The organism is Pseudomonas syringae CC1557, from assembly GCF_000452705.1.
GTDB classification, from domain to species: Bacteria; Pseudomonadota; Gammaproteobacteria; order Pseudomonadales; family Pseudomonadaceae; genus Aquipseudomonas; species Aquipseudomonas syringae_F.
Genome location: NZ_CP007014.1, coordinates 2,972,616 through 2,984,283, shown reverse-complemented (window position 1 = coordinate 2,984,283; position 11,668 = coordinate 2,972,616). Strand labels below are relative to the sequence as shown.

Genomic DNA, 11,668 nt, shown 5'->3' with positions numbered 1-11,668 from the left:
CGTCGTTTCTTCAAGCCCGGCGGTTGATCGCCGGGTCAATCCTCAACACATTCGTGGCTTTCTATGAAAAAGTTGAAATTTCGAAAAGTGCTCATTGTTGTTGTGCTGTTGGTTGTGGCGGCGGGTATTGCCTACAGCATCCATTCCCCGGAAAAGCCACCGGAGTACCTGACTGCCAAGGTCGAACGCAGCGATATCGAAAACTCGGTGCTGGCCAGCGGGGTGCTGCAAGGCATCAAGCAGGTTGACGTCGGCGCGCAGGTCTCGGGCCAGCTCAAGTCACTGAAGGTCAATCTGGGCGACAAGGTCAAACAAGGTCAGTGGCTGGCGGAAATCGATCCTGTTGTGCTGCAGAACACCCTGCGCCAGTCGCAGGTCAACGAACAGAACCTGATCGCCCAGAAGGACGCGGCTATCGCGCAGCTCAAGGACGCCAAAGCCATTTACCAACGCTACAAACAACTGCGTGCGGATGACGCGATCTCGCAAAAGGACTTCGATACGGCGCAATCGGACTTCGAGGTCCGGAGTGCCAACCTGCGCTCGCTGGAGGCACAAGTGCGCGACGCAGGAATCCAGATCGAGACCGCCAGGATCAACCTGGGCTACACTCGCATCGTCGCGCCGATCAGCGGTGACGTAGTGGGTATCGTGACCCAGGAAGGTCAGACTGTGATCGCCAGCCAACTGACGCCGGTGATTCTCAAACTGGCAGATCTGGACACCATGACCGTCAAGGCGCAGGTCTCCGAGGCCGACGTGATTCATATCACCCCTGGGCAAGAGGTGTATTTCACCATCCTCGGCGATGCCGAAAAACGCTATTACGCCAAACTGAAAGGCACGGAACCGGCGCCGCAGAACTTTCTTGACGCGCAGTCAAGCAACGCCAGCAAGCCGAACAGTGCGGTGTTCTACAACGCGTTGTTCGACGTCCCCAACCCTGATCACCGTCTGCGTATTTCGATGACCGCCCAGGTGCATATCGTGCGTGAAAAGGCCAGGGACGTACTGACTGTGCCGGTTGCGGCCTTGGGCGACAAGAACGGCGACGGCACCTTCCCGGTGCGCGTGATGGACGAGCAGGGCCAGGCCCAGAGCCGCAATGTGCAGGCCGGCATCAACAACAACGTGCGGGTCGAAATCAAGAGTGGCCTTGCCGAGGGTGACCAGGTGGTAATCGGTGAGCCGTCGGCCACACCAGCGGCAACGGGGGCCTGACCATGAGTCGAGCTCTTCTGGAACTCAAGGATGTCACCCGTCGTTTCGTCGCCGGCGAGAAGGACTTCATCGCGCTTAATAACATCAACCTCACGATCAATGCCGGCGAACTGATTGCCATTACCGGGGCATCGGGTTCCGGCAAGTCAACGCTGATGAACGTGCTGGGTTGTCTGGACCACGCCGCCAGCGGCAGTTACAAGGTCGACGGACGTGAAACCGGTACGCTGACCGAGGATGAGCTGGCAGAGCTGCGTCGCGATCACTTCGGTTTCATTTTTCAGCGTTATCACCTGTTACCGCACCTGGCGGCGATCCAGAACGTCGAAATGCCGGCCATCTACGCAGGCACCGGCAAGAGCATACGCGTGGAACGCGCGCAGAAGCTGCTCGAGCGTCTGGGTCTGCCCGGGCATCTGGAGCATCGACCAAGCCAGTTGTCAGGCGGCCAGCAGCAGCGGGTGAGTATCGCCCGTGCGCTGATGAACGGCGGTGAGATCATCCTTGCCGACGAACCCACCGGGGCCCTCGACAGCGTGAGCGGCAAGGAGGTGATGAACATCCTTCTCGAGCTCAACAGCGCAGGGCACACGGTGATCCTGGTGACCCACGACGAGAAGGTTGCAGCGCACGCCGAGCGCATCATCGAAATGCGTGACGGCGAGATCATCGCCGACCGGGTCAACACCGATCGCCCGATCATCAACGAAAAAAACACCGAGCGCCTGCCGAGCAAACCCGCGCAGGGCAACCGGCTGATGGCCAACCTCGGCCTGTTCCAGGAAGCCTTCGTCATGGCGTGGGTGGCGCTGATCTCGCACCGCATGCGCACGCTGCTGACCATGCTCGGAATCATCATCGGCATCACCTCGGTGGTGTCGATCGTTGCGATCGGCGAAGGCGCCAAGCGTTATGTGCTCAAGGACATCGAGGCCATCGGTAGCAACACCATCGAGGTGTTCCCAGGCAGTGACTTTGGCGACACCAAGTCAATGGATATCCAGACCCTGGCGCTGTCCGATGTCACGGCGTTGAGCAGTCAGTACTACATCGACAGCGCCACGCCGAATATCGGCCGTAACCTGCTGGTGCGCTACCGTAACATCGACGTATCGGCGACGGTGAGCGGGGTCAGCCCGAGCTACTTCCAGGTACGTGGCACCAAGATGGGCTCGGGCGTGGGGTTCAACAAGGATGACGCCAGGCGGCAGGCGCAGGTGGTGGTGATCGATTACAACACCCGGATTCGCCTGTTCGGCCCCAAGGTCGACCCGCTGGGGCAGGTGATTCTGGTGGGTAACCTGCCCTGTACGGTGATCGGCGTGACCGAGAACAAGAAGAACATCTTCGACACCAGCAAGAACCTGAATATCTGGATGCCCTACGAAACCGCTTCTGGCCGCCTGCTGGGTCAGAGCTACCTGGACAGCATCACCGTGCGGGTCAAGGATGGGCAACCGAGCAAGGTGGTCGAGGACAACGTCAATAAGCTGTTGCAAAAGCGGCACGGGACCAAGGACTTTTTCACCTACAACCTCGACAGCGTGATGCAAACGGTGCAGAAGACCAGCCAGTCGCTGGCCCTGTTGCTGTCGTTGATCGCGGTGATTTCGCTGGCGGTCGGTGGCATCGGGGTGATGAACATCATGCTGGTGTCAGTCACGGAGCGGACGCGCGAGATCGGCATTCGCATGGCCGTTGGAGCACGCCAGTCGGATATCCGTCAGCAGTTTCTGGTGGAAGCGGTGATGGTCTGCCTGATAGGCGGGGTCATCGGCATCGGCCTGTCATTCGTGATCGCCTATGTGTTTTCACTGTTTGTCAAGGAATGGCAGATGGTGTTCTCTCTGGGCTCGATTATCACTGCGTTCATCTGCTCGACATTGATCGGCATCGTCTTCGGCTTCGTACCCGCACGTAACGCGGCACAGCTCGATCCGATCGAGGCACTGGCGCGGGATTGACAGGGGATCGCAGGACAAGGATGTCCTGCACAAGGAAGAGTAACGACAGTGCGCGACCGCACGCTGAAAGACGCCTGCGGGCGGAGTCAAAAAGATCGGCGTATGACATATGGACGCAGGAGGCTTCAGGACGGGGATTCTGTTCGTGAGGGCCCATACAGCCGACGGCTATCTGTCGGCTGCATCAACCTCTCGAGCAAGCTTTTGCGAGTGCTCAGCCTACCGCACTGACGCTGGAAACACGTGCTGCGCTACTGCTTTTGAGGGCCTGCTCGAAGCGGTCGAGAACCATGCCCACTTCCGACTCGGTAATGTTCAAAGGTGGCAGGAAGCGCAGGACTGCGCTGTTGCGCCCGCCGGTCTCGATCATCATGCCGTTGTCGAAGCACTCCAGCTTGATCGCACGTGCACGTGCACCATCGCCAGCCCCCGGACGTGATCCGCTGCCCGGCTTGACGATTTCCACCCCTAGCATCAGCCCACGGCCACGTACATCACCGATAAACGGGAACTGCCGGGCGATATCCTCCAGCCCACTGTGCAACTGCTCACCCCGGCGCGTGGCATTGCCGACCAGATCGTGCTCCTTGATATGACGCATGGTCGCAGCCCCGGCAACCATCGCTACCTGATTACCACGGAACGTACCTGCGTGCATGCCTGGGCCCCACGTATCCAAGTGTGCGGCATAGACGATCACTGATATCGGGTAGCCGCCGCCGATGGCCTTGGACAGCACCAGAATATCCGGCGTTATCCCGGAATGTTCGATGGCAAACAGGTTGCCGGTACGTCCGAGTCCGGTTTGCACTTCATCGATAATCAGCAAGATCCCCAACTCGCGGGTGATATCCCGCACGGCGCGCAGCCACTCGGCCGATGCTGCGATGCAGCCGCCTTCGCCCTGGATCACTTCGACCACCACCGCCGCCGGTTTGGACACGCCGCTTTCCGGGTCACTGAGTACAGTGCGGATGTATTCGATGGAGAGACGGTCGGTGTGTTCGCCATCGGTACCGAACGGGCAGCGGAAGCGATAGGGGTAGGGCAGGAAGTGGGTGCCCTGGGCCAGCAGGCCGGCCTTGGGATTAAGGTTGCCCATGGCCGACAACGCGCCAGCGGTCATACCGTGGTAACCGCCGTGGAAGGACATCAACGGCGAGCGCTGGGTGTAGTGGCGGGCCAGTTTGATTGCGGCTTCCACTGCGTCTGAACCGCTGGGGCCGCAGAACAGGATTTTGCTGTTGTCACGCATGCTGGCGGGCAACGTCGCGAACAGTTCTTCTACAAACGCGTGCTTGGCCGGTGTGGCCAGGTCAAGAGCCTGCTGCAGATGATCACTGTTGAGGAATTCGATCACCGCTTCACGGACCACCTGTGGGTTATGACCCAGTGCAAGCGTGCCAGCGTTCGACAGGCAGTCAAGGTATTCCTGGCCGTTGGCATCCTTGACTCGCATTCCCTTGCCGCTGACAAACAGCTGCTGGAACGTCGCTGCATAGGTGCGCGCATTCGACTCCAGTTTCTTGAGATTAATTAACTCTTCCATAGTCGATCCCTTGTTGGCACAGGTACGGATTCATTGGCTACTCGGTTCGAGCAGAGCCCGATTCTGTAAGAACCTTAAGGTGATCGCCAACTTATCGCCGCGGGACTGTCCCCGTATTCCACGACAGACATGCCCCGGCCTCAGGGGTTAAATGCATGCTACGAAAGGAATTTGTGGCGCAGTAAGAAATCTCGCGACAGCATTCCTGATCGTTCGGATTCTTACCCCGTTGCTCCATTTCTCAAGACACCACTGTTCCGGAATCTTCGAGAGCTTTATGTCTATTGGCAAACCTGCTGGCCACTTCCTGGCGTCAACGTTTTTGGTTTCATTGCTGAGCGGCTGCACGCTAGGCCCGGATTACCAGTTGCCTGCGGTGGAGGTTGCCAGCCAGTGGCATGCGCCGCTGCCTCATGGTGCGTCGATGGTTGGACTGCAGGATTGGTGGCAACAGTTCAATGACCCGGCACTGGCAACCCTGCTGCGTCTGGCACAGGCAGACAGCCCGTCCCTCGACCAGGCTCTGGCGCGTATCGCCCAGGCACGCGCGACGCTGGACGGCAGCTTTGCCGGCAGGCTGCCGCAAGTGAACGGCGGCGTGAGCAAATCACGCGCCGGCATCACTCAGAAGGGATTACAACAGAGCGGTACGACCTCCGGCGCAACCCTTGATGCGTCCTGGGAACTGGACCTGTTCGGCAAACTGCGGCGCACCGACGAGGCTTCGCGCAATCTGCTCGAAGCACGTGTCAATGACTGGCATGACGCCCGTGTATCGCTGGCCGCCGAAGTTGGTGATGACTTTGTGCAGTACCGCGGCTGCCAGATGCTGGTAAACGCTTACCGTGATCAGGCGCAATCCCAGGAGCAGACTGCACGTCTGACTCGCGTGTCGTTTCAGGCCGGGTTTACCGCAGCCTCCGATTCATCGTTGAGCGATGCCAGTGCTGCGGCCAGCAATGCGACGCTCATCAACCAACAAAGCGAGTGCGACGTGCTGCTCAAAAGCCTGGTGGCCCTGACCGGCAGCGATGAGGAACGGGTGCGAGAAATACTCGGCCATAACCCCGCTCGATTGCCGCAGCCAGCGTTGCTGGATGTACGGGAAATACCCGCCGACCTGGTGCGCCAGCGCCCGGACCTGGCATCCAGCGAGCGCGAACTGGCCGCCGCAAATGCGAAGATCGGCGCTGCACAGGCTGATCGTCTGCCCAGCCTGAGTCTGGTCGGCGCGTTCGAGGTGGGGACCACCACCGGAATCTTCAGCCGCACCTGGAGCCTTGGCCCGCAACTGACTGTTCCGCTGTTCGACGCAGGCAAGCGCAGAGCGGCAGTGGACTCGGCGCGGGCGGATTATGACACGGCCCTGGCGACCTATCGGCAGACCTTGCGCACCGCAGTCATGGAGGTCGAGCAGTCACTGGTGCGTCTGGATGCTGCGCGGCGCTCGCAAGCCAGTACGCAGCGGGCCAGCGACGGTTATGAAGCGTCGTTCGAGGCCACAGACCGCAACTGGCAGGCCGGCAACGCCAGCCTGCTGGACCGCGAAGTGGCTCGACGCTCGGCGCTCTCGGCGCAAATCGAATTGATCACCGTGCAACAAAATCAGGTGCGCTACTGGATTGCCCTGTACAAGGCCCTGGGCGGGGGATGGCAGGGCAGTCGAAACGGTTTGGCCGGTGAAACACCGAAGCGGGGCGGCGTATGAGGAAGATGCATGTTTATGGTCTGCTGACGCTGGCGGTGTTGGGCATCTCGGGCTGGCTGTTGTTCGGCCGTGCCGAACCGACCCCGGCCGCCGTTGCAGCGCCGGCCACCAGCCTGACGGTCGAAGCGATTCAACCACGTCGCGAAGACTGGCCGCAGGAACGGGTGGCCAGCGGTGCGCTTGCGCCCTGGCAGGAAGCCGTGATCAGTGCCGAGACCGGAAGCTTGCGTATCGCCAGCTTGAAGGCTGATATCGGCGATCAGGTGAAGAAGGGCCAAGTCTTGGCGACATTGGCCGATGACAGCGTGCTGGCCGAGGAAAACAAACAGAAGTCGGCGGTCGCCCAGGCCACTGCACAATTGCAAGAGGCCCGCTCCAATGCGCGACGTGCGGCATTGGTCGGACAAAGCGGGGCGCTTTCCGAGCAGCAACTGGAAGATTACCGGGTCAAGGTGCAGACCGCCGAAGCCAACCTGGCCTCAGCCAACGCCGATCTGCGCAGCATACGGATCAAGCTCGCGCAGACGCGCATCGTCGCGGTGGATGACGGGATCATTTCCGGGCGCAAGGCCTTGCTTGGCGATGTGGTGTCCGCAGGCAGCGAAATGTTCAGGATGATCCGGGATGGCCGCATCGAGTGGCAGGCGGAACTGGATGCACAACAACTGCCGGGCGTGAAGGTCGGCCAGCTGGCGCGCGTGATATTGCCGGGCGGCATTGAGGTCGAAGGGCGCGTGCGCCTGGTATCGCCGATACTCGACGGCAAGACCAGCAGGGCGCTGGTCTACGTCTCCCTGCCGGTGGGGTCGATGGCGCGCGCTGGCATGTACGCCAGCGGCCGCATCGAACTGCCGTCCAGCCCGGCGCTGACGGTTCCGGACACCAGCGTGATTCTGCGCGATGGACGCTCTTATGTGTTTGTGCTGGGCAACGACATGCGCGTCAGCCGGCAAGTGGTAGAGGTCGGACGGCGGCGTGGATCGGCGCTGGAAATCCTCGGCGGGCTGGCTGAACAGGCACAGATCGTCCGTGGCGGCGGGGCCTTTCTCAATGACGGGGCCAGCGTGACGCTGGTCAACGCCGAGGCTCAGGCGCAATGAATATCTCCGCGTTGTCGATTCGTTATCCGGTTCCGGCGGTTATGCTGTTTTTACTGCTGACGCTGTTTGGTGTGCTCGGATTCAACCGTCTCGGTATTCAGGACTTTCCCGACACCGATCTGCCCGCAGTGGTCATCAGTGCCTCGCTGGAGGGCGCTGCCCCCGAGCAACTGGAAACCGAAGTCGCGCGCAAGCTCGAAGACAAGCTGACCTCACTGCGCCTGCTCAAGCATGTCACCACGCAAATTGTCGAAGGCAGCGTCATGATCACGGTGATCTTCGACATCGACAAGGATGGCAACGAAGCCCTCAACGAAGTGCGCAATGCGGTGGACAGTGCTGCGGCTGAGTTGCCAGCCAACCTCGACACGCCGTCGGTAACGCGTCTGACCACCAATACCACAGCGTTGCTGACCTATGTGGTCGATGCGCCACGCATGGACGAAGAAGCGTTGTCATGGTTTGTCGACAATGAGTTGAGCAAACAGCTTCTGACCGTGCGTGGTGTCGCTAAGATCAGCCGCGTGGGCGGTGTGGACCGCGAAGTTCAGGTAGACCTTGACCCCACGCTGATGGCCGGTCTGGGTCTCAGCGTGACGGACATCGCGGATCGTTTGCGGGCGATGCAGAAAGACAATTCCGGTGGCCAGGGCGATCTGGGCAGCGGTCAACAGGCGCTGCGTGTCCTCGGCGGTATTGACGACCCGGCGGCGCTTGGCGCTATCCGCATTCCCGTCAGCGATGGACGAATGCTTGCTGTGCAGCAGTTGGCCACCGTGCGTGATACCCATGCCGAGCGCAATACTCTGGCGTATCGCGACGGCAAACCGGTGATTGGCTTTCAGGTCATCCGCTCCCTGGGCTTTTCCGACGTCGGGGTGACCAAGGACTTGCGCCAGGCAGTCAATGAGTTTGCCAGGCAACACCCTGATGTGCGTATTGAAGAGGCAAGTAATGCCGTCGAGCCGATAATGGAAAACTATCGTGGCTCCATGGCGCTGCTTTACGAAGGCATGTTGCTGGCGGTACTGGTGGTCTGGTGGTTCCTGCGTGACTGGCGGGCGACCATGATCGTGGCCACGGCACTGCCTTTGTCGATCATCCCGACCTTCGGCGTGATGTATTTTGCCGGCTTCAGCCTTAATACCGTTTCACTACTGGCGCTGGCGCTGGTGATCGGCATTCTGGTGGACGATGCAATTGTTGAGGTTGAAAACATTGCGCGACACCTGCGCATGGGCAAAACCCCGAGACAGGCGGCAATCGAGGCATCCGACGAGATCGGTCTCGCGGTATTGGCGACCACCGTGACCCTGGTCGCGGTGTTCCTGCCGACTGCTTTCATGGGCGGGGTTTCCGGCAAACTGTTTCGCCAATTCGGCGTGACCGCCAGCGCTGCGTTGATGTTTTCGTTGCTGGTCGCCCGTCTTCTGACGCCGATGATGGCAGCGTATTTACTCAAGGCTCGCTCGCATGGCGAACATGACAGCGGTTTGATGAGACATTATCTGGGCTGGATTCACACCAGCCTGAGCCGTCGCAAGACCACCATGGCCATTGTGGGCGCTTTGTTTATCGGCTCGCTGGCGCTGATTCCGTTGCTGCCGACCAGCTTTCTGCCTGCTCAGGATATTGCCAGCAGCACCGTCAGCCTGGAGCTGCCGCCCGGCAGCAGTCTGGCTCAGACCGGCGAGATTGCCTTGCAGGCTGAAAAGCGTTTACGCGCGATTCCTGAAGTGGCCCACGTGTTCATCGCGGCGGGCAGTGGCGATGCGGGCGGTGCAGGTGATCGCAACGCGAAACTGACCGTCGATTTGCTGCCGCGTGACCAGCGCGCACTGAAACAGTCCCAAGTGGAAGCGAGCATGCGTGAAAGTCTGCGCAGCTTGCCCGGTGTGCGGGTAACGGTCGGTGGTGACGGCAGCGGAGAGCGTCTGGACATCGTCCTTGCCAGCGATGATGGCGATTTGCTGGAGCGCACTGCCGCCGCTCTTGAACCGCAGTTGCGCCAGATAAAGGGCATCGGCAACGTCACCTCAAGTGCTGCGGTGCAAAGGCCGGAAATCCAGATGCGCCCGGATGCTTTCCGCGCGGCAGAGCAGGGCATCAGTAGCCAGGATATCGCTGACACTTTGCGCATGGCCACCTATGGCGAATACAGCTCGTCCCTGGGCAAGATCAATCTGTCCCAGCGTCAGGTAAATGTGCGGGTGCGCATGCAACCGCAAGTACGCACCGACCTGCAACGCCTCGCTCAATTACGGGTCACGGGGCGTGATGGCCAGATCGCGCTGGCATCGCTGGGAGAGCTCAGCATGGGCAGCGGTCCCGCGCAGATTGATCGTATTGATCGCTTGCGCAATATCACCCTATCCATCGAACTCAATGGAAGCAATCTGGGCGAAGTGATGGAGCAGGCCAGACAGTTGCCAGTCATGCAGAACCTGCCAGCGCAAGTGAAACTGGTGGAGCAGGGCGAGTTGCAGTTGATGAGCGAGCTGTTTGGCAACTTCAGCCTGGCAATGGCGGTCGGCGTGTTCTGTATCTATGCAGTGCTGGTGCTGCTGTTCCATGACTTCATGCAGCCGCTGACAATCCTCTCGGCGCTACCCCTGTCGCTTGGCGGCGCACTGTTGGCACTGCTGGTCGGCGGGATGAGTTTTTCCATGGCGTCGGTCATCGGCTTGCTGATGCTGATGGGGATCGTGACCAAGAACTCTATCCTGCTGGTCGAGTACGCGATCATGGCTCGTCGCCAGCCAGCCGTGAGCCGCTATGAGGCGTTGATCGATGCCTGTCACAAACGCGCCCGGCCGATTCTGATGACCACCATTGCAATGGGTGCGGGCATGTTGCCGACCGCACTGGGATGGGGTGGCGAATCAGGTTTCCGCCAGCCGATGGCGGTGGTGGTTATCGGAGGATTATTAGCCTCAACAGTGCTGAGTCTGTTGGTAGTGCCCGTTATCTTTACGTATATCGATGATGGTCATGAAACGCTCAAAAGGTGGTTTCGTCCTCATAAATAGGCGGCACAGGCCTCTCAGAGCAAGCTCATTGGCGGCCATGTAACCGCTCCGCCCTACGTCTTGTGCAAGAGCACCGGAGTCTCGAATAGCCTGCTCAATCGTATCGATCCGCAGGTACACGGCACTTGTTCTAGCGGCAAGGTCACTTGCGATAGTCGTTTTTCCGGTACCTGGAAGGCCGCTGAAGACAATGAGCATTCTATGTCCTTGGGTTAGTGAGGTAACCCAGTTTAGGTGGCTGCCAGTTATGCGGCAGCAACTTGTCGATTTCACTCGCTCGCTGTGTCGGCGGCCGCGTGAGAACATCCTTCAAATAAGCATACGGATAATGCCCATTCAACCACGCAGACTGGATCAAACTCATGATTGCCGCTGCCCGTTTGCCGCTGCGCATCGACCAACGCGTATATGCAGTCCATTTTCTGGATCGTCACTAAGGCTGTTTCAGGTCCTGCAGGCGTTGACGCGTTGCGTCAACGCCTCATTCATTCAGAGCATGCGGCGCAACACGTTGTTGCGCGGGTCGCGGTCGTAGAAGCGATGCTTGAGCGCGCCCGCCACATGCAGCACGATCAGGGCCAACAAGCTGTAGGCGAGGACGTTGTGCAGCCATTGGAACACCGCGAACCAATCGTCATTCTTCGGCAGCAGTTCCGGCAGATTAACCCCAAAAAAGAACACCCCATCGCTCATCGTGTAGGTGCTCGACATGGAGTAGCCCATCAACGGCACGATCACCAGCAGCAAATACATCAAGCGCTGCGTCAGGCGTGACAGAAACCTTTCATACCCCGCCAGGGTTTCCAGCGGCTGTGGTAAATGCGGGGTGCGAAAACGCACGGCGAGCTGAGTCAGAACCAGCAGGAACGTCAGCACCCCGAAGGACTTGTGCCACGGGTAATAAAGCTCGTATTTTCTCGCCACTTCATCACTCATGCCGGTCATGTGCCAGCCGACCCAGAGCAGGCCCAGGACGAGCACGGCACGCACCCAGTGCAACACGCGCAGGGAGGTCGGGTACCGATCGATTATCGGTTGATCTATTGGGTTCATATCAGGCTCTCCAAGGAGCGATGCACGGTTCAATGGCCACCCTC

General features: G+C 59.8%; 7 protein-coding genes and 2 pseudogenes. 5 read left to right on the top strand and 4 right to left on the bottom strand.

Annotated features, from left to right (window positions below; genetic code table 11):
• The first annotated feature begins 63 nt into the window (after positions 1-63).
• Both macA and N018_RS13685 read left to right on the top strand, forming a co-directional pair.
• Positions 64-1,221: a macrolide transporter subunit MacA gene (gene macA, locus N018_RS13690; RefSeq protein WP_025389971.1), complete on the top strand. Its 1,158-nt coding sequence runs from the start codon at positions 64-66 to the stop codon at positions 1,219-1,221.
• 2 nt (positions 1,222-1,223) lie between these two features.
• Positions 1,224-3,185, top strand: coding sequence for a MacB family efflux pump subunit (locus tag N018_RS13685; RefSeq protein WP_025389970.1), 1,962 nt, complete (start codon positions 1,224-1,226; stop codon positions 3,183-3,185).
• 214 nt (positions 3,186-3,399) lie between these two features.
• Here the strand turns inward: N018_RS13685 and N018_RS13680 are convergent, their stop codons facing one another.
• Entirely contained in the window at positions 3,400-4,734 is a 1,335-nt protein-coding gene (locus tag N018_RS13680) for a diaminobutyrate--2-oxoglutarate transaminase family protein (protein ID WP_025389969.1), read from the bottom strand.
• Between the two features lie 277 nt (positions 4,735-5,011).
• Between N018_RS13680 and N018_RS13675 the strand changes: the two genes are divergently transcribed.
• From N018_RS13675 to N018_RS13665, 3 genes are read left to right on the top strand one after another with little or no spacing between them, the layout of a single operon-like run.
• Positions 5,012-6,442 carry an efflux transporter outer membrane subunit gene (locus N018_RS13675; RefSeq protein ID WP_024647370.1) on the top strand — a complete coding sequence of 477 codons (1,431 nt, stop codon included), beginning with the start codon at positions 5,012-5,014 and terminating at the stop codon, positions 6,440-6,442.
• Positions 6,439-7,542 carry an efflux RND transporter periplasmic adaptor subunit gene (locus tag N018_RS13670; RefSeq protein ID WP_024647369.1) on the top strand — a complete coding sequence of 368 codons (1,104 nt, stop codon included), beginning with the start codon at positions 6,439-6,441 and terminating at the stop codon, positions 7,540-7,542. The genes N018_RS13675 and N018_RS13670 overlap by 4 nt, the downstream gene beginning before the upstream one ends.
• Positions 7,539-10,571, top strand: a complete 3,033-nt coding sequence (locus N018_RS13665) for an efflux RND transporter permease subunit (RefSeq protein WP_025389968.1) — start codon at positions 7,539-7,541, stop codon at positions 10,569-10,571. Before N018_RS13670 ends, N018_RS13665 begins: the two co-directional genes overlap by 4 nt.
• Positions 10,572-10,577: 6 nt before the next feature.
• Here N018_RS13665 and N018_RS26530 read toward each other — a convergent pair.
• The 3 genes and pseudogenes from N018_RS26530 to N018_RS13660 all read right to left on the bottom strand — a co-directional run.
• A pseudogene (locus N018_RS26530) lies at positions 10,578-10,769 on the bottom strand (AAA family ATPase); the annotation flags it as partial.
• A 1-nt stretch (position 10,770) separates the two neighbouring features.
• Positions 10,771-10,968, bottom strand: a pseudogene (locus N018_RS26525) (transposase domain-containing protein); the annotation flags it as partial.
• Positions 10,969-11,060: 92 nt separating this feature from the next.
• The gene (locus N018_RS13660; RefSeq protein ID WP_025389967.1) at positions 11,061-11,624 is read right to left on the bottom strand and encodes a cytochrome b; all 564 of its coding nucleotides are present in this window, start codon (positions 11,622-11,624) and stop codon (positions 11,061-11,063) included.
• Between the last annotated feature and the right edge of the window lie 44 nt (positions 11,625-11,668).